The following is a 22433-nucleotide window of genomic DNA, read 5'->3' as shown; positions in this document are numbered from 1 at the left end:
CCCGGTACGGGGCCCATCGGACGCCGCAGCGGCCTGTGCCCCGCCCAGGCCTCTCCCTGCGCCTCTGGGCGGACCCCGGACGCCGCGCCGCAGTCCGCACCGCAGGCTGCCCTCACAAGCGGGCCGGGCCCGTGCGCAGGTGCGCGACGGGCCCGGCGTGGTCGCTCATGGGGATGACCGGGCGTGGCGACGGCAGGTCAGGGGTGCCGTCACCGCGCCCGCAGGGGTCACTTGACCCGGCCGTACCAGACGCTCTTCGTCCAGATCTTCTGCAGCCGCACGACGTCCCCGGTCTTGGGGGCGTGCCAGATCTTCCCCTTTCCGGCGTAAATGCCCACGTGGTACACGTTGGACCCCGAGTGGAAGAACACCAGGTCTCCGGCCTTGCGGCTCTTCGCGGAGATGTGGCGCGTCTTGTTGTACTGCTGCGCGGCCGTGCGCGGCAGGGTCTTGCCCGCCTTCTTGTACGAGTAGAGCGTGAGTCCCGAGCAGTCGAATCGCTTCGGCCCCGTGGCGCCCCACTTGTACGGGGAGCCCTTCTTCGAGGCGGCGACCTGAAGCGCCTTCGACGCCGGCGTGGCGGCCGCGGCCTCCGGGGCGAAGCCAGGGGCTATCACGGTGCCGCCCACCGCGGCCAGGGTGAGGGCCGAGGCCGTACCGGCCCGGGCCATGAGCGACGGGACACGATTGAGCGCGTTCATGCGCAACCCTTCGTCAGCCGCCTGTGAAGGATGACCTGTCGGATTCGGGCTGGCGAAGTAGCCCGGCCGCGTTGCCGCGGCTTCACCCCAAGGGCTGCTCGGTCCGGCGACTCCTCACGGAGCCGGCCGTGCCGGCGACCCGTCGTGCTTGGGTCCTCCACTCCTGCCGATCCACTCCTGTCGACCGGTCATCCAGGCGGCGGCAGGACTCGGCGTCCGCCCGGACCGCCCCGCCGCGGTGGCGGGGGCTTGTCGTCAGACAGGGATCTTGACTCACACATGTCCGAAAATCCCAACGGAACCGGGGATTTGTGGTCTTCCTCACCACTCACCCGTTCGGGTGGACACCCTGTCGAGCGGTCGGAAGTCAAGACCGCGACAGCCCCCCGGACCAGCGACGGAATCCTCAATTCCGCCCCTGGAGGCCGTCTTCGGCGCAACCGGAACCAGCTCGAAAAAGGAGGGGTGGATACGCCGAACGTGGGTAATCCGTTCAGTCCGTTTCACCCCTGACGGCGCACACCGCGCCCTCCGCGCGGCGAGCCTCGCTCACGCGTGCCGCACCGTCAACTGTCGGAGCGCGGCGGAAGGGTGACGCGCGCCGCACGGCGTTCGCCGTCGAGCACGCGCAGCGCCCGCGCGAGCGTCGGCGCGTGCAGCTCCGTCTCGCCTCGCTGGTGCATCAGCGCCAGCGCGTCGCGCAGGGCGACGGCCCTGCTCACCAGCGCCTGAGCGGCCCGCAGTCCGCCGTACGTGTGACCGTGGCGGCCGGGGTTGATCCGGCCGAGCAGGTCCACCACCTCCAGGTAACGGTCGATCAGCTCGCCCTCGGCGCGGGTCAGCGCGGGCAGCGGCGGCAGTTCGGGCGGCAGCATCGGCGGCTCACCTCCCGCCGGGCACGCCGCCCGGCGCCCTGCGGCCGGTGACGACGCGGTCGATCAGGCCGTACTCCAGCGCCTCGCGGGCGGTGAGGACCGTGTCCCGCTCGAGATCGGCGCTCACCCGCTCCCGGCTGCGCCCGGTGTGCCGTACCAGCATCTCCTCCAGGCGGGACCGGACGCGGGCCAACTCCTCAGCCTGGATCACGAGATCACCGGCCTGCCCCCGCACCGGCTCGGGCAGCGCCGGCTGACGGAGCACCATCCGGGCGCCGGGCAGGGCGTATCGCTTGCCCGGCGTGCCGGCGGCGAGCAGCACCGCGGCGCAGGCGCCGGCCTGGCCGAGGCAGACCGTCTCCACGTCGCAGCTCACGTACCGGATCGTGTCGTAGAGCGCCGACATGGCGGTGAACGAGCCGCCGGGGGAGTTGATGTACAGCGAGATGTCCCGGTCCGGCGCCTGGTACTCCAGATGCATGAACTGGGCCATCACGTCGTTCACCGACGTGTCGTCGACCGGTGTGCCCAGGAAGACGATCCGCTCCTCCAGCAGCTTCGTGTACGGATCCGTGGTGCGGTGGCCGAAGCCCGTGCGCTCGGTGAACTCGGGCAGGACGTGACGGGCGGACGGCGGGACGGGCTCTCGGGCCATGGTGGACGCCTCCTCGCGACGGAGCTGTCTCTGTAAAAAATGTACAGGACGTACATGACGTAATGTGGAGACCATGGCCTACGAGATTCCGGTGACGCAAGCCAGGGCTGAGCTCGCCGACCTGATCAACCGCGTGGTCTACGGCGGTGAGCGCGTCGTCGTGACCCGTCACGGCAAGCCCCTCGTCGCCCTTGTCTCCGCCGCTGACCTGCGGCGACTCGAGGAGGCGCCGGAGGCGGAGGAGGAGCAGGTGATCAGCTCCGTGTCCCGGGTCCGCGAGGTCGCGTCCGCTGCGGGCGAACGGCAGCGGTTCGGCATCGCGGCGGAACACCGGGGGCCGAATCCCTCGTAGTGGCCGAGTGGCCGAGTGGCGGACTGCCGAGCGGTGGTGCGGCGAGGGAGACGCGAAGACCGTGCGTCCCCGTCCGCTACTGCGGGGACGCACGGTCGGTCGTTGCCGGCCCGGTCGGCCGGTGCGCGGTCGATGGACGGCGCCGGCGCGCGCTGCCGGCGGCGGCCCGGTGGGTGGCTGCCGGTGCTCAGCCGGTGAGGGCCGGGGCGGTGTTCAGCCGGTGAGGGCGGGTTCCCGTTCGGGCGCCGGTGCGGCTCCCGTCGTACGGGACCTCAGCGCCGGGCCGAGCAGCACCGCCCCGAGGCCCAGCAGTGCCCACCAGGTCAGGGTGAGGGCGGGGCCGGCCGCCGCCGCGCCGTCGAAGTACGACACCGAGCGCAGCAGGGACGCCCCGGCGCCCGGCGGCAGCCACTGGCCGATCGTCCCGGCCGGCTCCGGCAGCAGCCGCGGCGCCGCGGAGGCGCCGGAGAACGGGTTGCCGAGCAGCATCATCACGGCGGCGCCCAGGGCGATCCCGGCGTTGCCCAGCAGGGCGGCGAGCCCGGCGACCGCGCCCGCGACCGCCAGCGAGGTCAGGCCGAGCGCCCCGGCCTCCGCCCACCAGTCGCCGGTGAGGGCCCCCAGCCAGCTGTGCGTGATCGCGGCCGCGGTGACGCCGACGAGAGCCGAGGCGGCGACGAGTACGGCCACCGCGCGCACGCCCCGCAGCCCCAGCAGGGTCACCGCGGAACCGGCCGCGATCCCGGCCAGGGTGAGCGGCAGCAGGCTCGCGCCGAACGCCGCGCCGCGCGGGTCGTCCTCGGGAGCGGCCACCACGTCGGTCACCGGCACCTCGGTGCCCCCGGCCACCGCCTCCCGCAGCAACTGGGCCACCATCGGGCTCGCCGCGGAGGCGGTGAGCAGCCGGGGACCTCGCTCGGTGACGACGAGCGCGCCGTAGACCGTGCGGCCCTCGACGGCGGCGCGGGCGGCGGCCTCGTCGGCGTAACGGTGGATCTCGAAGGCTCCCTCGTGCCGCGACAGGCGCTGTTCGGCCTGGGCGGCCGCGGCGGCCGGGCCGGCGACGCCCAGCGGCAGGTCGCGCGGCGCCGTGCGGGCGGCGGGCCAGGCGAAGGCCCACAGGGCGAGAGCGGCCAGCAGTGGCACGAGGAGGGCGACCGCGAGGGGCCTGCGGGTGGCGGACATGGGTGCTCCCCGGTCAAGGAGAAGGATCGTTCGTTTTTCTCTCTCCCACCGTCGCGCCGGGGCGGCGCCTTGTCAAGAATGAACGTTCGTTTTAGGTTGTGGACCATGGCCCGCGTTTCCCAGGAACACCTCGACGCCCGCCGCCGCCAGATCCTCGACGGCGCCGCGCTCTGCTTCGCCCGCAACGGCTTCCACGCCACCTCGATGCAGGACGTGCTGAAGGAGGTCGACCTGTCCGCGGGGGCCGTCTACCGCTACTTCAGCGGCAAGGACGAACTGATCGGCGCGATCGTCGCCGAGGTGATGGGGGAGGTCCGTACCGCCTTCGAGGAGGCCGCCCGGCAGAGCCCGCCGCCGCCCCCCGACGAGCTGGTCGCCTCCGTCCTCGGCCGCACCCTGGAGTCCCGCGCCTACGTCACGGCCGACGGCGAGCCGGCCTTCGCGCGGCTGGTCGTGCAGGTCTGGACGGAGACCGTGCGCAACGAGCGGCTGGCGGCCGTGCTCGACGAGGGGTACGCCGCGGTGCGCGCCGCCTGGACCAAGGTCGTCGAGGCCTATCAGGAGAGCGGGATGATGCGGGCCGACGTGCCCGCGGACGACGTCGCCCGCACGATGATCTCCACCGTGCAGGGGTTCATCGTCCAGCAGTCGCTGTTCGGGCCGGTGCCCGTGGAGGTGCTCCGCAACGGGCTGCGGGCGCTGATGAGCATGGGGCGCTGATGAGTATGCGGCGCTGATGTGTATGGGGGAGACCAGCGCCGGGTCATGAGGTGACCAAGGTCCGGTTAACGTCGTTGAAACTCCGGCGCACTAGCCTGCCCCTCCACGCCACCAGGGGTATTTCTTTCCCGATCGCGCCGATTCGCGCCTTCTGTCTGTGTGTTACACCTGTCCCCTGTCGCGGTGGCGGCGGCAACCGGGCCCCGCACGGCCCGGAGCGAGGAGGTGAGGTGGGACGTGCAACTGACCCCGCACGAACAGGAAAGGCTGCTGATCCATGTGGCGGCCGACGTCGCCGAAAAGCGGCGCGCCCGCGGCCTGCGGCTGAACCATCCCGAGGCGGTCGCCCTCATCACCTCGCACATCCTCGAAGGCGCGCGGGACGGCCGTACCGTCGCCGAACTCATGGCCTCCGGACGCACGGTGCTCACCCGGGACGACGTCATGGAGGGCGTGCCCGAGATGATCCACGACGTGCAGGTCGAGGCGACCTTCCCGGACGGCACCAAGCTCGTCACCGTCCACGACCCGATCGTCTGAAGGGGCCTCGATGATTCCCGGAGAGATCCTCTTCGCCGACGGCCCGGTCGTGTACAACGAGGGCCGCGAGGTCACCCGGCTGACCGTCCTCAACGCCGCCGACCGGCCCGTCCAGGTCGGCTCCCACTACCACTTCGCCGAGGCCAACCCCGGCCTGGAGTTCGACCGTGCCGCCGCGCGTGGCAAGCGGCTGAACGTCGCCGCCGGCACCGCCGTGCGGTTCGAGCCCGGCATCCCCGTCGACGTCGAACTCGTCCCACTGACCGGCGCCCGGATCGTGCCGGGGCTGCGCGGGGAGACCGGAGGTGCCCTCGATGCCTGAGATCTCGCGCGCCGCGTACGCCGATCTGTTCGGCCCGACCACCGGCGACCGCATCCGGCTCGCCGACACCGATCTGCTGATCGAGATCGAGGAGGACCGCTCCGGCGGGCCAGGACGCTCCGGCGACGAGGCGGTGTTCGGCGGCGGCAAGGTCATCCGGGAGTCCATGGGCCAGTCCCGGGCCACCCGGGCCGAGGGCACGCCGGACACCGTCGTCACCGGTGCCGTGATCGTGGACCACTGGGGCATCGTCAAGGCCGACATCGGCATCCGCGACGGCCGGATCACCGGCATCGGCAAGGCGGGCAACCCCGACACCATGGACGGGGTCCACCCCGAGCTGGTCATCGGCCCGGAGACCGAGGTCATCGCGGGCAACGGACGGATCGTCACCGCCGGTGCCGTCGACGCGCACGTCCACTTCATCTGCCCGCAGATCGCCGACGAGGCCCTGGCCTCCGGCGTGACCACCCTGGTCGGCGGCGGCACCGGGCCGGCCGAGGGCTCCAAGGCCACCACCGTCACCCCCGGACCCTGGCATCTCGCCCGGATGTTCGAGGCGATGGAGCAGTACCCGCTCAACATCGGCTTCCTCGGCAAGGGCAACACCGTCTCCCACGAGGCGATGCTCTCCCAGATCCGCGGCGGCGCCCTCGGACTGAAGCTGCACGAGGACTGGGGCTCCACCCCGGTTGTCATCGACGCCGCCCTGACCGTCGCCGACCGGACCGGCATCCAGGTCGCCATCCACACGGACACCCTCAACGAGGCCGGATTCGTGGGCGACACCCTCGCGGCGATCGCCGGGCGCGGCATCCACTCGTACCACACCGAGGGCGCGGGCGGCGGCCACGCCCCGGACATCATGACCGTCGTCTCCCAGCCGCACGTGCTGCCGAGTTCCACCAACCCGACGCGGCCCTTCACCGTCAACACCACCGAGGAACACCTCGACATGCTGATGGTGTGCCACCACCTCAACCCGGCGGTCCCCGAGGACCTGGCGTTCGCCGAGTCCCGGATCCGGCCGTCCACCATCGGGGCGGAGGACATCCTGCACGACCTCGGCGCCATCTCGATCATCTCCTCCGACTCCCAGGCCATGGGCCGGATCGGGGAGGTGATCCTGCGCACCTGGCAGACCGCGCACGTGATGAAGCGGCGGCGCGGCGCCCTCCCCGGCGACGGGCGCGCGGACAACCACCGTGTGCGTCGCTATGTCGCCAAGTACACGATCAACCCGGCGCTCGCGCAGGGACTCGCCCGCGAGATCGGGTCCGTGGAGAGCGGCAAGCTCGCCGACCTGGTGCTGTGGGAGCCGGCGTTCTTCGGTGTGAAGCCGCTCCTCGTCCTCAAGGGCGGGCAGATCGCGTACGCGCAGATGGGCGACGCCAACGCCTCCATCCCCACCCCGCAGCCCATCCTGCCGCGCCCGATGTACGGCGCGATGGGGCGGGCGCCCGCCGCCAACTCGGTCAACTTCGTGGCACCGCTCGCCGTCGAGGACGGGCTGCCGGAGCGGCTGGGGCTCGGCAAGCGGTTCGTCGCCATCGAGTCGACGCGCGCGGTGACCAAGGCCGACCTGCGCGAGAACGACGCGCTGCCCGACGTGAGGATCGACCCCGACAGCTTCGCCGTGTACATCGACGGGGAGTTGGCCGAGGCCACACCGGCCGCCGAACTGCCCATGGCCCAGCGTTACTTCCTCTTCTGATGGGGTGCTGATGGGACGCGCGGCGCTGCTCGTCCTGGCCGACGGCCGCTTTCCCGCCGGGGGGCACGCCCACTCCGGCGGGGCGGAGGCCGCGGTCAAGGCCGGGCGGATCACCGGGGCGGCGAGCCTGGAGGCGTTCTGCCGGGGGCGGCTGCACACGGCGGGTTTGGTGTCGGCGGGGCTGGCGGCCGCCGCGGCGCTGGGGCACGACCCACTGGAGCTGGACGCCGCCGCCGACGCGCGGACCCCCTCCCCGGCGTTGCGGGCGGTCGCGCGCAGGCTGGGGCGGCAGTTGACGCGGGCGGCGCGGGCGACGTGGCCGTCGGAGGAACTCGACGCCCTGGCACGGGCGTTCCCGAAGGGCGCGCACCAGCCCGTCGTGCTCGGGGTCACGGCGCGGGCGGCGGGACTGTCGGCGGCCGACGCGGCGTACTGCGCGGCGTACGAGAGTGTCGGTGGGCCGGTGAGTGCGGCGGTGCGGCTGCTGAGTCTCGATCCGTTCGACGGGACGGGGGTGCTGGCGCGGCTGGCGCCGGAGCTGGATCTCGTCGTGGAGGGGGCGGTCGCGGCGGCGCGGGCGGTGGATGTGGCTGGGGTCGACGGGTTGCCCGCGGCGTCCGGGGTGTTGCTGGAGGTGGGGGCGGAGGCGCACGCGGGGTGGGCCGTGCGGTTGTTCGCCTCCTAGGGGGTGCGCCCCCGCCGCCCCTTCCCGTCCCGACCCTGGGGGACTCTGCCCCCCCAGACCTCCCTGTCGGCCTGACGGCCTCGTCCTCAAACGCCGGACGGGCTGGTACTCGAACCCGAGAACCCTCGACCACAGAAGGAATGGCTCTCATGCATCTCGATCACTCCCACCCCCACGGCCCCGCCGCCGTCAGTGCCGACGCGCGGCGGCCCGACGGGCGTCGGCGGGCCCTTCGGGTCGGGCTCGGCGGGCCCGTCGGGTCCGGGAAGACCGCAACGGTGGCCGCGCTGTGCCGGGCGCTGCGCGAGGAGTTGTCGCTCGCCGTCGTCACGAACGACATCTACACCCGCGAGGACGCCGAGTTCCTGTTGCGGGAGGCCGTGCTGCCGCCGGAGCGGATCACCGCGGTGGAGACCGGTGCCTGCCCGCACACCGCGATCCGGGACGACATCTCGGCGAACCTGGAGGCGGTGGAGGACCTGGAGGACGAGGTCGGGCCGCTCGATCTGATCCTCGTGGAGTCGGGCGGGGACAACCTCACGGCGACCTTCTCCAGGGGGCTCGTGGACGCGCAGATCTTCGTGATCGACGTGGCGGGCGGCGACGACATCCCGCGCAAGGGCGGCCCCGGCGTCAGCACCGCGGACCTGCTGGTGGTCAACAAGACCGACCTCGCGCCGTACGTCGGCTCCGACCTCGCCCGGATGGCGGCGGACGCCGAGGCGCAGCGCGGTGACCTGCCGGTCGTCTTCCAGTCGCTGCGCGGCGAGCGCGGTGTCGCGGACGTCGCCGGCTGGGTGCGGGAGCGGCTCGCCGCGTGGGCCGCGTGAGGACGGCCACGGCCGGTGTGCGGGCCACCGCGCGGATCCACGCCACCGGCGACGGCCGGGGCGGTACGGCGCTGCCGGTGCTCGCGGGGGAGGGGCCGCTGGCGCCGCGGCGGACCCGGGCGGGGGCCGGCGAGGCCCGGGTGGTGCTCGTGGGCGCGATGAGCGGCCCGCTGGGCGGCGACCACCTCACGGTCGAGGCGCAGGTGGCGGAGGGCGCCCGGCTGCGGGTGGGGTCCGCCGCCGCCACCCTCGCGCTGCCGGGCCAGGCCGGGGGCGGGGCCCGCTACGACGTACGGCTCACCGTGGCCGACGGCGGGGAACTGCACTGGCTGCCCGAGCAGTTGATCAGCGCCGCCGGCAGCGACCTGACCGTGCGGACCCGCGCCGAGGTGGGGGCGGCGGGGCGGCTGGTGCTGCGCGAGGAGCAGGTGCTCGGGCGGGCGGGGGAGGCGCCGGGGCGGCTGACCAGCCGGCTGACCCTGCGGGTGGCCGGACGTACCGTGCTCGACCAGGAGCTGGCCTGCGGCCCCGGCGCGCCCGGCGGCTGGGACGGCCCGGCCGGCCTCGGCGGGCACCGCGCGGTGGGTCAACTGGTGGTCGTGCGGCCCGAGTTCGCGGCGCGTCCGGTGCCGGCCCGACTGCTCGGCGAGGGTGCCGCCCTGATGCCGCTCGCGGGTCCGGCCGCCCTGGTCACCGCGGTCGCCCCGGACGCGCTGCGGCTGCGCCGGCTGCTGGAGGCGGCGCGCGCGGACCTCGGGTGACGACGGCCGGACGGCCGCTCAGCGGGATCGGCTTATCCGGTTATCGGATTGGCAAAGAAGCCCGGCCACCCCTGTTCCCTGTGGCCCGGCAGAGGCCAGGATCTCCCCTTGTCCAGCGAACCACGCAGGGGGAGGCCCCACTTGAGGGACAACAGACCGAAGAAGCGGACGGCGACGCTCGGTTCGGCCGGGGTGCTCGTCGCGGCGACCCTGATAGCCGGGGCGGTCGCGGCACCGACGGCGAACGCGGACGCGGGCGCCGCGACCGCCACCGAGTCCCGTCACGGTGGGGACCGGGAGGCCCGCGGCGTCGCGATCGCCGCGGCCCGCGCCGCGCACCAGGGGATCGACTGGCAGGACTGCCCGGCGGACTGGGGGCTGGAGAAGCCGATCCAGTGCGGCTGGGTCACCGTGCCCCTCGACTACGCCAAGCCGTACGGCAAGCAGATCAAGCTGGCCGTCGACCGCGTCGGCAACACCGGCACCCGGGCCGAGCGGCAGGGCGCCCTCGTCTACAACCCGGGCGGCCCCGGCGGCTCCGGTCTGCGCTTCCCGCGCCGGGTCACCACCAAGGCCCCGGTGTGGCAGAACGTGGCCAAGGCCTACGACTTCGTCGGCTTCGACCCGCGCGGCGTCGGCAAGTCCACGCCCATCTCCTGCGTCGACCCGCAGGAGTTCGTCAAGGCGCCCAAGGCGGACCCGGTGCCCGACTCGGAGGCCGACAAGCTCGCCCAGCGCAAGCTGGCCCGCGAGTACGCCGAGGGCTGCCAGGAGCGCAGCGGCGAGATGCTGCCGCACATGACGACCCCGAACACCGCGCGCGACCTCGACGTCATCCGCGCCGCGCTCGGTGAGAAGAAGCTCAACTTCCTCGGCGTCTCCTACGGCACCTACCTCGGCGCCGTCTACGGCACCCTCTTCCCCGGCCACGTCCGCCGCATGATCACCGACAGCGTGGTCAACCCCTCCCGCGAGAAGATCTGGTACCAGGCCAACCTGGACCAGGACGTCGCGTTCGAGACGCGCTGGCGGGACTGGCAGGACTGGGTCGCGAAGAACGACGCCACCTTCCACCTCGGCACCACCCGCGCCGAGGTCCAGGCCAAGTGGCTCCAGCTGCGCGCCGACGCCAAGAAGAATCCCATCGGCGGGGTCGTCGGCCCCGCCGAGCTGATCGGCTTCTTCCAGAGCGCCCCGTACTACGACTCCGCGTGGGTCTCGGTGGCGACCGTGTTCAGCGAGTACGTCGCCGGTGACCACCAGGCCCTCGTCGACGCCGCCGCCCCGGACCTGTCCGACACCGCGGGCAACGCCGCCGCCGAGAACGGCAACGCCGTGTACACCGCCGTCGAGTGCGCCGACGCCAAGTGGCCCACCAGCTGGGAGCGCTGGGACCGGGACAACACCCGGCTGCACCGCGACTACCCCTTCCTCACCTGGTCCAACGCCTGGATGAACCTGCCCTGCGCCACCTGGCCGGCCAAGCAGCACACCCCGGTGGACGTGAAGACCCGCAAGGGCCTGCCGCCGGTGCTCATCGTCCAGGCCGAGCGCGACGCGGCCACCCCGTACGGCGGCGCCCTCGAACTGCACCAGCGCTTCAAGGGCTCCCGCCTGATCACCGAGAAGGACGCCGGCTCCCACGGCGTGACCGGGCTGGTCAACCCCTGCGTCAACCAGCGGGTGGACGCCTACCTGCTCACCGGCGAGCTGGACGCCGAGGACGTGACCTGCGAGCCGCACGCCACGCCGAAGCCGTGAGCGGCGAACGCCCTACGAGGTGAAGGGGCGGCCGGTGGTGACACCGGCCGCCCCTCCCGGGTGCGCGCTCAGCTCAGCGGCATCCGCCGAGACCTGCGTTCCTTCGCCTCGGCGGCCTCCTGCGCCTTCACGTCGGCCGCGTACCGGTCGACGTACTCCTGCCCGGACAGCGCCAGGATCGCGTACATGATCTCGTCGGTGACGGCCCGCAGGACCGCCTTCTCGTTCTCCATCCCGGCGTACCGCGAGAAGTCCAGCGGCTCGCCGAAGCGGATCGTCACCGGACGGACGCGGGGCAGCTTGCGGCCGGGCGGCTGCGCCTCGAAGGTGCCGATCATCGCGCACGGCACGACCGGCACGCCGGCCTTCAGCGCCATCACCGCGACCCCGACCTTCCCCTTGTACAGCCGCCCGTCGTGCGACCGCGTGCCCTCCGGGTAGATGCCGAGCAGTTCGTCCCGGCTCAGCACCCCGAGCCCTTCCCGGATCGCCGCCTGTCCCGCGTCCTTCCCGGAGCGGTCCACCGGGATCTGTCCCGCGCTGCGGAAGAACGCGGCGGTCAGCCGTCCCTTCAGGCCGGGGCCCGTGAAGTACTCGGCCTTCGCCAGGAACGTGATCCGCCGCTTGAGCACCGCCGGCATCAGGAAGTGGTCCGAGAACGACAGATGGTTCCCGGCGACGATGGCCGCGCCCGACGCCGGGACGTGCTCCAGGCCTTCGATCCGGGGCCGGAACACCGCTCTCAGCAGCGGTCCCAGCAGTACGTGCTTGAGCAGCTGGTAGAACAAGGGGAACGCACCTCCTGTCAGGGGTTCCCCATCATCGTTGAAGACTCGGCGATCCAGGGGAAGGCCCCGGGCTCAGCCCTGTGCCAGTACCTTCTCCAACGCCCCGAGCGCCGAGCGCAGTTCCTCGCCCGTGACGGTCAGCGGCGGGGCCAGGCGGATCGTGGAGCCGTGGGTGTCCTTGACGAGGACGCCCTCGCGCATCAGCCGTTCGCTGATCTCCCGTCCGGTGCCGATGGCCGGGTCGATGTCGACGCCCGCCCACAGGCCGCGCGCGCGGAAACCGACCACGCCCTTGCCGACCAGGTCGGTCAGACCGCCCCGCAGCACGACGCCCAGCTCGGCCGCGTGGCGCTGGAACTCGCCGGTCTCCAGCAGCCCGACGACGGCCGTGCCGACGGCGGCGGCGAGCGGGTTGCCGCCGAAGGTCGAGCCGTGCTCGCCCGGATGCAGCACCTGCAGGACCTCGCGGCGGGCGACCACCGCGGACACCGGCACGATCCCGCCGCCCAGCGCCTTGCCGAGCAGCACCATGTCCGGCACGACGTCCTCGTGCTCGACGGCGAGGGTGCGGCCGGTGCGGCCCAGACCGGACTGGATCTCGTCCGCGATGAACAGACAGCCCGCGCTGCGCGTCAGCTCACGGACCCCGGCCAGATAGCCGTCGTCGGGGATGATCACACCCGCCTCGCCCTGCACCGGCTCGATCAGCACCGCCGCCGTGGTCTCGTCGACCGCCGCCTCGAGCGCCGCCAGGTCGTTGTACGGCACGACCTTGAAGCCGGGCGTGAACGGGCCGAAGCCGCCGCGCGCCACCTCGTCCGTGGAGAAGCTGACGATCGTCGTGGTGCGGCCGTGGAAGTTCTCCGCCGCCACCACGATCGTCGCCCGGTCGGCGGGCACGCCCTTGACGTCGTACGCCCACTTGCGGGCCACCTTGACGCCGCTCTCCACCGCCTCCGCGCCGGTGTTCATCGGCAGCACCATGTCCAGCCCCGTGAGCGCGGTCAGCCGTTCGGCGAACTCGGCGAGCCGGTCGTTGTGGAAGGCCCGGGAGGTGAGGGTCAGCCGGTCCAGCTGGCGGTGCGCGGCCTCGATCAGCACCGGGTGGCGGTGGCCGAAGTTGAGCGCCGAGTAACCGGCCAGCATGTCCAGATAGCGGCGGCCCTCGACGTCCTCCACCCACGTGCCCTCGGCACGGGCCACCACCACGGGCAGCGGGTGGTAGTTGTGCGCGAGGACGGGCCGCTCGGCGGCGATCAGCTCGGCGGAGTCACGGGCGGTGCGGGCGGGTGCGGTCATGAACGGATCTCCTGAGTGCAGCACTTGATGCCGCCGCCGGCCTTGTGGAACTCCGACAGGTCGACGGGGACGGGGACATAGCCGTGGTCGTCGAGGCGGGCGGCCAGCGCCTCGGCTCGGGGCGCGATGAACACATGGTGGCCGTCGGACACCGAGTTCAGGCCGAACGCCATCGCGTCGTCGCGGCCGGCGAGCACCGCGTCCGGATACAGCCGCCTCAGGACCTCACGGCTGCCCGGTGAGAACGCCTCCGGGTAGTACGCGATGTTGTCGCCGCCGGCGGAGTCGTCGAGGACGAACAGCGCCGTGTCCAGGTGGTAGAAGTACGGGTCCACCAGCGTCAGGCTGATCACCGGGTGCCCGAAGAACTCCTGCGCCTCGTGGTGCGCCTGCCGCGTGGTGCGGAACCCGGTGCCGGCCAGCACGTACCGGCCCGTCCACACCAGGTCGCCCTCGCCCTCGCACACCGACTCCGGCCGGAACACCTCGTAGCCCGCCGCCTTGAACCAGGTCTCGTAGTGCGCGGTCTCCGGACGGCGCTGCGGGGCGTGGAAGAGGGAGCCGAAGACCCGGCCGCCGACGACGAACGCCGAGTTCGCCGCGAACACCATGTCGGGCAGGCCCGCCACCGGCTCCACGGCCTCGACCGTGTGCCCGTGGGCGCGATAGGCGGCGATCAGCTTCTGCCACTGCTCCTGCGCGAGATCGGCATCGACCCGGACGTCGGGATGCATCCAGGGGTTGATCGCGTACTGCACGGCGAAGTGTCTGGGTTCGCAGACGAGAAAGCGCCGCCGGCGCGGCACACGGCTGTGGGACACAGAGGGGTTCCTCCGCTTCCTGCGGTGTCTACTGGGGGTTGACACAACGGTAGGGAGGGAGCGGACGCCCGACAAGAAACGAAAGCTGCGCGTCGACGCAGCATCGCTGCGTTGTGATCAGCGCAGACGCACGCCTCCTTCGTCCTCTCCCGTCATCCCGCGCCGCCCGGGCGCCGTCCTGCGTCGTCCGGCGCCGCCCGCCGATGCCCGTGTCACCCTCCGTCATCAGGAGCAGGCTGGTTCGCTCCCGCCTCCGGACTGTCCGGGATCAGATGGGACAGCACCATCACACTGATCGTCTTCCTGATGAACGGCTCCGCACGGATCCGCTCCAGCACCTCCTCGAAGTGCTCCACGTCCCGCGCCCGCACATGCAGCAGCGCGTCCGCGCCGCCCGTCACCGTCATCGCCGCGGTGATCTCCGGATGGTTGCGCACCACCTCGGCCAGCCGCCGCGGCGGGGCCGCGCCCTCGCAGTACACCTCGACGTACGCCTCCGTACGCCAGCCGAGTGCCGACGGCTTCACCGTCGCCGTGAACCCCGTGATCACCCCCGTCTCCCGCAGCCGGTCCACCCGGCGCTTCACCGCCGTCGCGGACAGCCCGATCGCCGCCCCGATCTCGGCGAAACTGGTGCGCGCGTTCGCCATGAGCGCGGTGACGATCTTCCGGTCGAGGTCGTCGAACGGTGCCGGCCTGCTGTTCATGGCCGCACTGTATCCAGCCGTATCCAGCGGGAACGTCGTGAGGACGTCGTGAGGACGGTCGGCGACAGCCCGTGTGCAGGCGTACGGAATGCTCCTACACTCCGGGTTCATGCTGCGCGCCCTGGCTGTCGACGACGAACGCCCCTCGCTGGAGGAGCTGCTCTACCTCCTGCGTGCCGACCCCCGCATCGGCAGCGCCGAGGGCGCCGGAGACGCCACCGAGGCGCTGCGCCGGATCAACCGCGCCCTGGAGTCCGGCCCCGACGGCCCCGAGGCCATCGACGTCGTCTTCCTCGACATCCAGATGCCCGGCCTCGACGGCCTCGACCTCGCCCGGCTGCTCACCGGCTTCGCCCGGCCGCCGCTGGTCGTCTTCGTCACCGCCCACGAGGACTTCGCCGTCCAGGCCTTCGACCTCAAGGCCGTCGACTACGTCCTCAAACCCGTCCGCAAGGAACGCCTCGCCGAAGCCGTGCGCCGCGCCGCCGAACTGCGCGGCACCGCCACCCCCCGCATCCCCGTCCACGAACCCGACCCCGACCAGATCCCCGTGGAGCTGGGCGGAGTGACCCGGTTCGTCGCCGTCGACGACATCACCCACGTCGAGGCCCAGGGCGACTACGCCCGCCTCCACACCGGCCAGGGCGGCAGCCACCTGGTCCGCATCCCGCTGTCCACCCTGGAGGAACGCTGGCGCTCCCGCGGCTTCGTCCGCATCCACCGCCGCCACCTCGTCGCCCTCCGCCACATCGGCGAGCTGCGCCTGGACGCGGGCACGGTCAGCGTCCTGGTCGGCTCCGAGGAACTCCAGGTCAGCCGCCGCCACGCCCGGGAACTGCGGGACCTGCTCATGAGGAGGCCCTGACCGTGCCGAACAGCCCCGCCGACCGCCGCGTCACCGTCACCGGCCCGCCCCGCCGCGCCCACCGCACCCCCGGCCCCTACCGCCCGCGCACCGAGATCGACGAGCAGACCACCCTCGGTCACACCTACGTCCGCTCCCTCATGCGCACCCAGCTGCGCGCCGCCCTCACCGGCTGCGCCGTCCTCGTCCTGCTGATCGGCCCGCTCCCGCTGGTCTTCGCGACCGCCCCCGACGCGGGCCGCCTGCAGTGGCTGGTCCTCGGCTTCTGCCTCTACGCCCCGCTCGTCCTGCTCGCCCACTGGTACGTCCGCCGCGCCGAACGCAACGAACGCGACTTCGTCCGCCTGGTCGAGGACCGCTGAACCCGTCCGCGATGAACTCGAACTACGCCGTCCCCGCCGTCGCCCTCGTCGTCCTCGCCACCGTCCTCGTCGGCGCCTTCGGCCTGCGCATCTCCCGCACCACCTCCGACTTCTACGTCGCCTCCCGCACCGTCGGCCCCCGCCTGAACGCCGCCGCCATCAGCGGCGAGTACCTCTCCGCCGCCTCCTTCCTCGGCATCGCCGGCCTGGTCCTCGTCCAGGGCCCGGACATGCTCTGGTACCCGGTGGGCTACACCGCCGGCTACCTCGTCCTGCTGCTGTTCGTCGCCGCCCCGCTGCGCCGCTCCGGCGCCTACACCCTGCCCGACTTCGCCGAGGCCCGGCTCGCCTCCCAGGCGGTACGGCGGCTCGCGAGCGCCTTCGTCGTCGGCGTCGGCTGGCTCTACCTGCTGCCGCAGCTCCAGGGCGCCGGACTCACCCTGACCGTGCTCACCGGGGCACCCGACTGGCTCGGCGGGATCATCGTCGCGGTCGTCGTCGTGGCCATCGTCGCCGCCGGCGGCATGCGCAGCATCACCTTCGTGCAGGCCTTCCAGTACTGGCTGAAGCTGACCGCCCTGCTCGTCCCCGCCTTCTTCCTCGTCCTCGCCTGGCAGTCCGACGGCGCCCCCCGCCGCGCCTTCGACGAGCCGCCCGCCTTCCGCGAACAGCGCTCCGTCCGCATCGACACCACCCTCGACCTGCGCCTGGAACGCCCCCTGACGGTCACCGTGGACGGCACCGTCGACGGCCGCGCCCACCACGGCACCGAGATCCACCTGCCCGCCGGCACCCACCGCGTCGACCAGGGCACCCACCTCACCTTCCCGCCCGGCACCCCCGTCCCCGCCGCCGACCGCGACGGCGACACCACCATGTCCACCTCCCTCACCGCGGGCCGCGAGGAACGCCCCCTCTACGCCACGTACGGGCTGATCCTCGCCACCTTCCTCGGCACCATGGGCCTGCCGCACGTCGTCGTCCGCTTCTACACCAGCCCGCACGGCGTCGCCGCCCGCCGCACCACGGTCGCCGTCCTCGCCCTGATCGGCGCCTTCTACCTGCTGCCCCCGCTCTACGGCGCCCTCGGCCGCCTCTACGCCCCCGAACTCACCCTCACCGGCGACGCCGACGCCGCCGTCCTCCTGCTGCCCGGCCGGATGGTCGGCGGCGTCGGCGGCGACCTCCTCGGCGCGCTGCTCGCCGGCGGCGCCTTCGCCGCGTTCCTGTCCACCGCCTCCGGCCTCGCCATGGCCGTCGCCGGGGTGCTCACCCAGGACGTGCTGCCCTCCCGCGGCGTACGCCACTTCCGGCTCGGCACCCTGCTCGCCATGGCCGCCCCGCTCGCCGCCAGCGTGCTCGTCGGCGGGCTGCCCGTCGCCGACGCGGTCGGGCTCGCCTTCGCCGTGTCCGCGTCCTCGTTCTGCCCGCTGCTCGTCCTCGGCATCTGGTGGCGGCGGCTCACCCCGCCCGGCGCCGCCGCCGGGATGCTCGTCGGCGGCGGCTCCGCGTTCGCCGCCGTCGCCGCCACCATGACCGGCTTCGCCGCCGGCCCGCTGCACGCCCTGCTCGCCTGGCCGGCGCTGTGGTCGGTTCCGCTCGGCTTCCTCACCATGATCCTGGTGTCGCTCGCCACCCCCGCCCGCGTCCCCGCCGGGACCGCGGCCGTCCTGGCCCGCTTCCACCTGCCCGAACAGCTGCGCACGGAGGCCAAGACATGACCGGCTTCCTGGCCGGGCTGTGCGTGGCCGCCCTGCCCCTGCTCGCCGCCGGTTTCTGGCTCGGCCGCCGCACCGCCCGCACCCAGCACCTCGGCGGCCTCGGCAGCCCCGTAGAACACGCCACCTTCCAGACCCTGCACACCGCCTCGCTCGCCGCGCCCCCGCTGCGCGCCGGCCTCACCGAGGAGACCGCCCGCAAGTCGGCCCGCCGGCTGCGCACCCTGCTCGGCACGGACGCCCTCTGCCTCACCGACGACAGCCGCGTCCTCGCCTGGGACGGCGTCGGCGCCCACCACCGCGCCGAGGTCATGGCACGGCTCACCGGGCCGCTGGAGACCGGCCGCGGCGAGGCCTTCCCGCTCACCTGCGACGCGCCCGACTGCCCCCTGCGCTGGGCCGTCGTCGCCCCCCTCACCGTCGACGACCGCGTCCACGGCGCCCTCGTCGCCTGCGCGCCCCGCGAGTCCGCCGTCCTCGTCCGCGCCGCCGCCGAGGTCGCCCGCTGGGTCTCCGTGCAGCTCGAACTCGCCGACCTCGACCGCTCCCGCACCCGCCTCATCGAGGCCGAGATCAAGGCCCTGCGCGCCCAGATCTCCCCGCACTTCATCTTCAACTCGCTCGCCGTGATCGCCTCGTTCGTGCGCACCGACCCCGAGCGCGCCCGCGAACTGCTCCTGGAGTTCGCCGACTTCACCCGCTACTCGTTCCGCCGGCACGGCGACTTCACCACCCTCGCCGACGAACTCCACGCCATCGACCACTACCTGGCGCTCGTGCGGGCCCGCTTCGGCGACCGCCTCTCGGTCACCCTCCAGATCGCCCCCGAGGTGCTGCCGGTCACCCTGCCCTACCTGTGCCTGCAGCCCCTGGTGGAGAACGCGGTCAAACACGGCCTGGAGGGCAAGGCCGGCACCTGCCGCATCAGCATCACCGCGCAGGACGCCGGCGCCGAGGCCGTGGTCGTCATCGAGGACGACGGCGCCGGAATGGACCCCGCGCTGCTGCGCCGCATCCTCGCGGGCGAGGTGAGCCCGTCCGGCGGGATCGGCCTGTCCAACGTCGACGACCGGCTCCGCCAGGTCTACGGCGACGACCACGGCCTCGTCATCGAGACGGCCGTCGGCGCGGGCATGAAAGTCACCGCCCGGCTGCCCAAGTACCAGCCGGGCGTGCACTCGGCGGGCCGTCTCGCCGGGGAGTGAGTGCCGGGGCGTACGGGTGTCAGGTGCTGCGGGTGGCCACCATGCCGAGGGTGATCAGACCCAGTACGACCCAGCCGAACCACAGCCAGCCGTTGCTGCCGAGCGCCACCGTGTAGGCCGTCACCACGACCAGCCCACCGAGGGTGAGCACCCCCATGGTCTTCGTCGAGCCGTCCGTAGAACCGGGCATCGCAACACCCTCCTCATGGTTCGTCCCCCTCCATGGTGCCCCCGTTTCGCTTCCGTACGGTGCAGACGACCAAATGTGTGCCCGATTTCCAGGCCCCTTGGCCGGTCCAGGACCCCGACTCGTACACGGAGGGGTCGAATCCGTAGTCACGCGGCGGCACGTCCCGCGCGCACGCCGCGTTCGAGCGGGCCCGTGCCTGGGCCGGCGTGACCCCCTCCGCCAGCCGGGCGAAGCCCAGCACCTGCTCGTCGTACCGCCCCCCGCAGGGCACCAGCCGCACCTCCCGGGGCGAGCGGACGTCCAGACAGTCCCGCTTCTGCATGGCCGCCGTGTGGGTGAACACCATCCCCGGCTCGCGGTGCCCGCCGAGCGGCCCGTACACCGGCCCGTGCGCCCCGAGCACCAGACACGCCGCCCGCCGCCCGGCCGCCTCGAACCCCGCGTCGGTCGGTACGACGGCGACGCTGCGCACATCCGCCAGCCGCTCCCGCAGCCCCCGGGTCAGCTCCTCGCACCGCCCCGGCCCCTTCTCGCGCGCCTCGGCGGCGGACGCGGCCGGCACGAACCCCATCACCTGCCCGTCCGGCGCCGCGTCCCGGCAGCTCGGATCGAGCGCCAGCCGGGGCGTCCCGGCGAACCGCCCGGCCGGCCAGTCGGCGAGCACACAGTCCCCGTCGCGCAGCGGCCGGGCGAGCCCCACACCCCGCCCGTACGGCGACGCGTCCGCCGCCCCGCCCGCCGGGGACGGGCCGACCGTCGCGTACCAGACCCCGCCCAGCGCCAGCACCAGACCGAGCCCGCCCGCGAGCGCCGCCCGCGCCGCCCGGGGAAGCGGCCGGCTCCGCCCCTCCGGGACCGGGGCGGGCCCGAACCCCGGGCCGGCGTCCGGCACCATGCCCCACGGCGGCTGCGACGCCGGATCCGCCGCCACGCGCCCGGGTGCCCGCGGCTGCGGCACGACGATCGCCGCCAGCGCCGCCTCGGCCTCGGCCGCCCCCATCCGCCGCGCCGGATCCTTCACCAGCAGCGCCCGTACGACGGACTCCAGCGCGCCGGAGCGCACCGGCGGGCGCGGCTCCTGCGCGACCACGGCGGTCAGCTCCGCCAGCTGCGACTCCCGCTCGAACGGGCCGCACCCCTCCACGCCGTAGTACAGCGTGCAGCCGAGCGAGAAAAGGTCGGCGGCCTCGGTGGGCGGCCCGCCGGTGGCCCGCTCCGGCGCCAGATAGCCGGCGGTGCCCACCAGCGCGGACGCCAGGGTGTAGCGCGGCTCCCCGGCGTCCGGCCGCACCGAGATCCCGTAGTCGGTGAGCAGGACACGCCCGTACGGCGCCCCCGAGCGGTCCGGCGCGAGCAGGATGTTCGCCGGCTTCACATCCCGGTGCAGGACACCGCGCTCGTGCCCCGCGGTCAGCGCGTCCAGCACCGCCAGGCCGATCCGGGCGCACTCCGCCGGGGCCAGCGGACCGCGCCGGGCGACCAGCTCCCGCAGGTCCACGGCGCCCGCCACGTACTCCATGACGATCCACGGCAGCCCTTCGTGCTCCAGCACGTCGTGCACGGTCACCACGTGCGGATGCCCGCGCAGCCCGGCCGCGTGCCGCGCCTCCGCCCGGGCCCGCGCGACCCGCGCCTCCCGCTCGTGGTCCGCCTCCGCCGGATCCCGGAACACGATCTCCTTCAGCGCCACCTCACAGGCCAGCCTCTGGTCATGGGCCAGCCACACGTGCCCCATCCCGCCGCTGCCGAGCCGGTGCAGCAGCAGGTAGCGGCCGGCGATGACCCGGCCCACTCCCGACGTCGAGGGTCCTGAGGACATCCGGTGACTCCCGGTTCTGCGGGGGGGCTACGGAGCGGTGGGGGTGGAGGGCGGGGCGGGGGAGGGAGGTGGTGTGGGCGGCGACGGCGGCGGCCTGGTGGAGGAGGGCGACGACGGTGGCCCGGTCCCCGTCGGGGAGGCGGGCGGAGGCCGCTCGGGTGGCTCGCGGGTCGGGAGGGCGGACGTGGGGGAGCCCGAGGAGCCCGGCGAGCCGGACGGTCCGGGCGGACCCGGTGAGCCGGGGGAGTCCGGCGGGGCCGACGGCCGGGAAGGTTCCGGCGGCGCTGAGGGACCTGACGGCCCTGGCGGCCCCGGCGCATCCGACGCTCCCGGAGAGCCGGAGGGGTCCCGTGACTCGCCGGGAGCCGACGCGTCAGAGGAGCCCGAGGCCCCCGGCGACGGCGACGAACCGGACGGCCGGGACGAACCCGAGGACCCCGCAGAGTCCGATGGACCGGAGGAGCCGGAGGAACCCCCGGAAGCGGACGGACCCGACGAGTCCGAGGAGCCCGACGACCCGGAGGACCCCGGGGCCGGTCCCGACCCGTCGTCTCCCGGCCCGTCCTCCGGTCCGCCACCCGCACCCCCGGCCACCCGCACCCGCACGAACGCGCCGAACGGCAACCCGGTCCCCGCCGGCGGATCGGACGCCGTGACCCGGGTGCCCCGCGGCGGCAGCCCGCCCCCGTCGACGGCGACGGCGAGCCCCGCCCCGGCCAGCATCCGGCTCGCCCGCCCGAACGTCGTCCCGGTCACGTCGGGCACCGCACGCCGCTCGCGCGCGTCGAAGACGGAGTCGTCCGCGCCGGTCGTCCCGGCGGGCCGGTGGATGCCCCGAGCGGGATCCTCGACGTCGACCAGGGCCAGCCGGTCCAGGGTCCGCGGGGCGGGCCGTACGGCCACGACGGAGGCGCGGTCGAAGCCCCGCCACCGCTCGTTGCCGTCCTGGAACCGGACGGAGATCCTGCCGGTGTCCCCCTCGAAGGGCCGCAGCGGATTTCCGCACGAGCATTTCACGGCGGGCATCCCCCGCTCATCGACGAGAATCGCGATTCCGGCCTGCAGCAGGGCGTCGAAGGGAACCGCCTTTTCCTTCTGGTAGTCGTGGTTCTTCACCAGGGTGTCGGTCCGGAGAAGAACCGGAGTCAGCCGGTCGAGATATTCCGGAATCCCATCGGTGGTGACATCGAGCACGGAAGCCCAGGCCTGTGCTTTCCGCTCGTTCGCGGGATCGGTGAGGAATTCCTCCAGCCGGTCGACATCGCAGATCTCCGGCTGCCGCGTGCCGCCGTAGAGACCCGGTGTGTCGCCCTGCTGGATGCCGCCGGGCGCAGGTCGCGACCGTACGACGGCGTCATGGCCGAGCCCGGCGTCCTCGTCGAAGAACGGCGCCAGGGACGGCACACCCGCCGCCACGGCCCGCACTGCGAACGTTTGTGCGTCGCTACTGCATCCGTTCAGGAACAGTACGCACACCAGCGTGATCGCGACCTTGCGCAGCACAACGCGAACGGTCATCACCGCTCCCCCCGGCGGTCCCCCCGACGCGTTTCATGCT

At 73.4% G+C, this 22433-nt stretch carries 24 protein-coding genes and 1 riboswitch; of the genes, 13 read left to right on the top strand and 11 right to left on the bottom strand.

What is annotated here, in order from left to right:
- Positions 1-227 precede the first annotated feature (227 nt).
- The 3 genes from G7Z13_RS04270 to G7Z13_RS04260 all read right to left on the bottom strand — a co-directional run bounded on the left by G7Z13_RS04270 (position 228) and on the right by G7Z13_RS04260 (position 2231).
- Complete coding sequence (locus tag G7Z13_RS04270; RefSeq protein WP_165996168.1) at positions 228-701, bottom strand: C40 family peptidase; 474 nt, start codon at positions 699-701, stop codon at positions 228-230.
- 3 nt (positions 702-704) lie between these two features.
- Positions 705-848, bottom strand: a riboswitch (cyclic di-AMP (ydaO/yuaA leader).
- Positions 849-1267: 419 nt separating this feature from the next.
- On the bottom strand, positions 1268-1576 hold the full coding sequence (locus tag G7Z13_RS04265) for a hypothetical protein (RefSeq protein WP_165996166.1): 309 nt from the start codon (positions 1574-1576) through the stop codon (positions 1268-1270).
- A 7-nt stretch (positions 1577-1583) separates the two neighbouring features.
- A complete protein-coding gene (locus G7Z13_RS04260; protein WP_165996163.1) occupies positions 1584-2231 on the bottom strand; it encodes an ATP-dependent Clp protease proteolytic subunit in 648 nt (215 codons plus the stop codon).
- Between the two features lie 73 nt (positions 2232-2304).
- Between G7Z13_RS04260 and G7Z13_RS04255 the strand changes: the two genes are divergently transcribed.
- Entirely contained in the window at positions 2305-2583 is a 279-nt protein-coding gene (locus tag G7Z13_RS04255; protein WP_165996162.1) for a type II toxin-antitoxin system Phd/YefM family antitoxin, read from the top strand.
- Between the two features lie 213 nt (positions 2584-2796).
- Here G7Z13_RS04255 and G7Z13_RS04250 read toward each other — a convergent pair whose 3' ends face one another.
- On the bottom strand, positions 2797-3768 hold the full coding sequence (locus tag G7Z13_RS04250; RefSeq protein WP_165996160.1) for an ABC transporter permease: 972 nt from the start codon (positions 3766-3768) through the stop codon (positions 2797-2799).
- A 105-nt stretch (positions 3769-3873) separates the two neighbouring features.
- Here G7Z13_RS04250 and G7Z13_RS04245 point away from each other — a divergent pair, with 105 nt between their 5' ends.
- The 8 genes from G7Z13_RS04245 (at position 3874) to G7Z13_RS04210 (ending at position 11101) form a co-directional block, all read left to right on the top strand.
- On the top strand, positions 3874-4488 hold the full coding sequence (locus G7Z13_RS04245) for a TetR/AcrR family transcriptional regulator (RefSeq protein WP_165996158.1): 615 nt from the start codon (positions 3874-3876) through the stop codon (positions 4486-4488).
- Between the two features lie 237 nt (positions 4489-4725).
- Positions 4726-5028: an urease subunit gamma gene (locus G7Z13_RS04240; RefSeq protein WP_165996156.1), complete on the top strand. Its 303-nt coding sequence runs from the start codon at positions 4726-4728 to the stop codon at positions 5026-5028.
- Between the two features lie 10 nt (positions 5029-5038).
- Positions 5039-5350 (top strand): urease subunit beta, encoded by a 312-nt coding sequence (locus tag G7Z13_RS04235; protein ID WP_165996153.1) that lies wholly within the window; start codon positions 5039-5041, stop codon positions 5348-5350.
- On the top strand, positions 5343-7064 hold the full coding sequence (locus tag G7Z13_RS04230; RefSeq protein ID WP_165996145.1) for an urease subunit alpha: 1722 nt from the start codon (positions 5343-5345) through the stop codon (positions 7062-7064). The genes G7Z13_RS04235 and G7Z13_RS04230 overlap by 8 nt, the downstream gene beginning before the upstream one ends.
- Before the next feature lie 10 nt (positions 7065-7074).
- Entirely contained in the window at positions 7075-7749 is a 675-nt protein-coding gene (locus G7Z13_RS04225) for an urease accessory UreF family protein (RefSeq protein ID WP_165996144.1), read from the top strand.
- 149 nt (positions 7750-7898) lie between these two features.
- Positions 7899-8579, top strand: a complete 681-nt coding sequence (gene ureG, locus G7Z13_RS04220; protein ID WP_165996142.1) for an urease accessory protein UreG — start codon at positions 7899-7901, stop codon at positions 8577-8579.
- On the top strand, positions 8567-9340 hold the full coding sequence (locus tag G7Z13_RS04215; protein WP_240926113.1) for an urease accessory protein UreD: 774 nt from the start codon (positions 8567-8569) through the stop codon (positions 9338-9340). The genes ureG and G7Z13_RS04215 overlap by 13 nt, the downstream gene beginning before the upstream one ends.
- Positions 9341-9481: 141 nt before the next feature.
- Positions 9482-11101, top strand: a complete 1620-nt coding sequence (locus tag G7Z13_RS04210) for an alpha/beta hydrolase (RefSeq protein WP_165996140.1) — start codon at positions 9482-9484, stop codon at positions 11099-11101.
- Between the two features lie 68 nt (positions 11102-11169).
- Here the strand turns inward: G7Z13_RS04210 and G7Z13_RS04205 are convergent, their stop codons facing one another.
- From G7Z13_RS04205 to G7Z13_RS04190, 4 genes are all read right to left on the bottom strand, one after another.
- A complete protein-coding gene (locus G7Z13_RS04205) occupies positions 11170-11889 on the bottom strand; it encodes a lysophospholipid acyltransferase family protein (protein ID WP_165996139.1) in 720 nt (239 codons plus the stop codon).
- Positions 11890-11961: 72 nt separating this feature from the next.
- Entirely contained in the window at positions 11962-13188 is a 1227-nt protein-coding gene (gene rocD, locus G7Z13_RS04200) for an ornithine--oxo-acid transaminase (RefSeq protein ID WP_165996137.1), read from the bottom strand.
- A complete protein-coding gene (gene ddaH / locus G7Z13_RS04195; protein WP_165996135.1) occupies positions 13185-14009 on the bottom strand; it encodes a dimethylargininase in 825 nt (274 codons plus the stop codon). The genes rocD and ddaH overlap by 4 nt, the downstream gene beginning before the upstream one ends.
- A gap of 212 nt (positions 14010-14221) precedes the next feature.
- Positions 14222-14716, bottom strand: coding sequence for an Lrp/AsnC family transcriptional regulator (locus tag G7Z13_RS04190; protein WP_165996133.1), 495 nt, complete (start codon positions 14714-14716; stop codon positions 14222-14224).
- 109 nt (positions 14717-14825) lie between these two features.
- Between G7Z13_RS04190 and G7Z13_RS04185 the strand changes: the two genes are divergently transcribed.
- From G7Z13_RS04185 to G7Z13_RS04170, 4 genes are read left to right on the top strand one after another with little or no spacing between them, the layout of a single operon-like run.
- Entirely contained in the window at positions 14826-15581 is a 756-nt protein-coding gene (locus tag G7Z13_RS04185; protein WP_165996132.1) for a LytTR family DNA-binding domain-containing protein, read from the top strand.
- A gap of 2 nt (positions 15582-15583) precedes the next feature.
- Positions 15584-15943, top strand: a complete 360-nt coding sequence (locus G7Z13_RS04180; protein WP_165996130.1) for a hypothetical protein — start codon at positions 15584-15586, stop codon at positions 15941-15943.
- A gap of 11 nt (positions 15944-15954) precedes the next feature.
- Entirely contained in the window at positions 15955-17664 is a 1710-nt protein-coding gene (locus G7Z13_RS04175) for a cation acetate symporter (protein ID WP_165996129.1), read from the top strand.
- Entirely contained in the window at positions 17661-18866 is a 1206-nt protein-coding gene (locus G7Z13_RS04170) for a histidine kinase (RefSeq protein WP_165996127.1), read from the top strand. The genes G7Z13_RS04175 and G7Z13_RS04170 overlap by 4 nt, the downstream gene beginning before the upstream one ends.
- A gap of 19 nt (positions 18867-18885) precedes the next feature.
- On the opposite strand, the gene G7Z13_RS04165 is transcribed toward G7Z13_RS04170, so the two are convergent.
- The 3 genes from G7Z13_RS04165 to G7Z13_RS33530 are packed head-to-tail and all read right to left on the bottom strand — an operon-like array spanning position 18886 to position 22393.
- Positions 18886-19056, bottom strand: coding sequence for a hypothetical protein (locus tag G7Z13_RS04165; RefSeq protein ID WP_165996125.1), 171 nt, complete (start codon positions 19054-19056; stop codon positions 18886-18888).
- Positions 19057-19069: 13 nt separating this feature from the next.
- Positions 19070-20875: a serine/threonine-protein kinase gene (locus tag G7Z13_RS04160; RefSeq protein WP_165996122.1), complete on the bottom strand. Its 1806-nt coding sequence runs from the start codon at positions 20873-20875 to the stop codon at positions 19070-19072.
- 27 nt (positions 20876-20902) lie between these two features.
- The gene (locus tag G7Z13_RS33530; protein WP_165996120.1) at positions 20903-22393 is read right to left on the bottom strand and encodes a PASTA domain-containing protein; all 1491 of its coding nucleotides are present in this window, start codon (positions 22391-22393) and stop codon (positions 20903-20905) included.
- Between the last annotated feature and the right edge of the window lie 40 nt (positions 22394-22433).

It is taken from the genome of Streptomyces sp. JB150, assembly GCF_011193355.1.
GTDB lineage: Bacteria > Actinomycetota > Actinomycetes > Streptomycetales > Streptomycetaceae > Streptomyces.
The sequence above is the reverse complement of the archived record's forward strand: the minus strand, read 5'-3'. Positions and strand labels throughout refer to the sequence as shown.

Excerpts from the sequence above, each read along its gene's own strand:
- G7Z13_RS04270 (WP_165996168.1), bottom strand. The coding sequence starts at position 701 with ATGAACGCGCTCAATCGTGTCCCGTCGCTCATGGCCCGGGCCGGTACG.
- G7Z13_RS04265 (WP_165996166.1), bottom strand. The coding sequence starts at position 1,576 with ATGCTGCCGCCCGAACTGCCGCCGCTGCCCGCGCTGACCCGCGCCGAG.
- G7Z13_RS04260 (WP_165996163.1), bottom strand. The coding sequence starts at position 2,231 with ATGGCCCGAGAGCCCGTCCCGCCGTCCGCCCGTCACGTCCTGCCCGAG.
- G7Z13_RS04255 (WP_165996162.1), top strand. The coding sequence starts at position 2,305 with ATGGCCTACGAGATTCCGGTGACGCAAGCCAGGGCTGAGCTCGCCGAC.
- G7Z13_RS04250 (WP_165996160.1), bottom strand. The coding sequence starts at position 3,768 with ATGTCCGCCACCCGCAGGCCCCTCGCGGTCGCCCTCCTCGTGCCACTG.
- G7Z13_RS04245 (WP_165996158.1), top strand. The coding sequence starts at position 3,874 with ATGGCCCGCGTTTCCCAGGAACACCTCGACGCCCGCCGCCGCCAGATC.
- G7Z13_RS04235 (WP_165996153.1), top strand. The coding sequence starts at position 5,039 with ATGATTCCCGGAGAGATCCTCTTCGCCGACGGCCCGGTCGTGTACAAC.
- G7Z13_RS04230 (WP_165996145.1), top strand. The coding sequence starts at position 5,343 with ATGCCTGAGATCTCGCGCGCCGCGTACGCCGATCTGTTCGGCCCGACC.
- G7Z13_RS04225 (WP_165996144.1), top strand. The coding sequence starts at position 7,075 with ATGGGACGCGCGGCGCTGCTCGTCCTGGCCGACGGCCGCTTTCCCGCC.
- ureG (WP_165996142.1), top strand. The coding sequence starts at position 7,899 with ATGCATCTCGATCACTCCCACCCCCACGGCCCCGCCGCCGTCAGTGCC.
- rocD (WP_165996137.1), bottom strand. The coding sequence starts at position 13,188 with ATGACCGCACCCGCCCGCACCGCCCGTGACTCCGCCGAGCTGATCGCC.
- G7Z13_RS04190 (WP_165996133.1), bottom strand. The coding sequence starts at position 14,716 with ATGAACAGCAGGCCGGCACCGTTCGACGACCTCGACCGGAAGATCGTC.
- G7Z13_RS04185 (WP_165996132.1), top strand. The coding sequence starts at position 14,826 with ATGCTGCGCGCCCTGGCTGTCGACGACGAACGCCCCTCGCTGGAGGAG.
- G7Z13_RS04175 (WP_165996129.1), top strand. The coding sequence starts at position 15,955 with ATGAACTCGAACTACGCCGTCCCCGCCGTCGCCCTCGTCGTCCTCGCC.
- G7Z13_RS04170 (WP_165996127.1), top strand. The coding sequence starts at position 17,661 with ATGACCGGCTTCCTGGCCGGGCTGTGCGTGGCCGCCCTGCCCCTGCTC.
- G7Z13_RS04165 (WP_165996125.1), bottom strand. The coding sequence starts at position 19,056 with ATGCCCGGTTCTACGGACGGCTCGACGAAGACCATGGGGGTGCTCACC.
- G7Z13_RS04160 (WP_165996122.1), bottom strand. The coding sequence starts at position 20,875 with ATGTCCTCAGGACCCTCGACGTCGGGAGTGGGCCGGGTCATCGCCGGC.
- G7Z13_RS33530 (WP_165996120.1), bottom strand. The coding sequence starts at position 22,393 with ATGACCGTTCGCGTTGTGCTGCGCAAGGTCGCGATCACGCTGGTGTGC.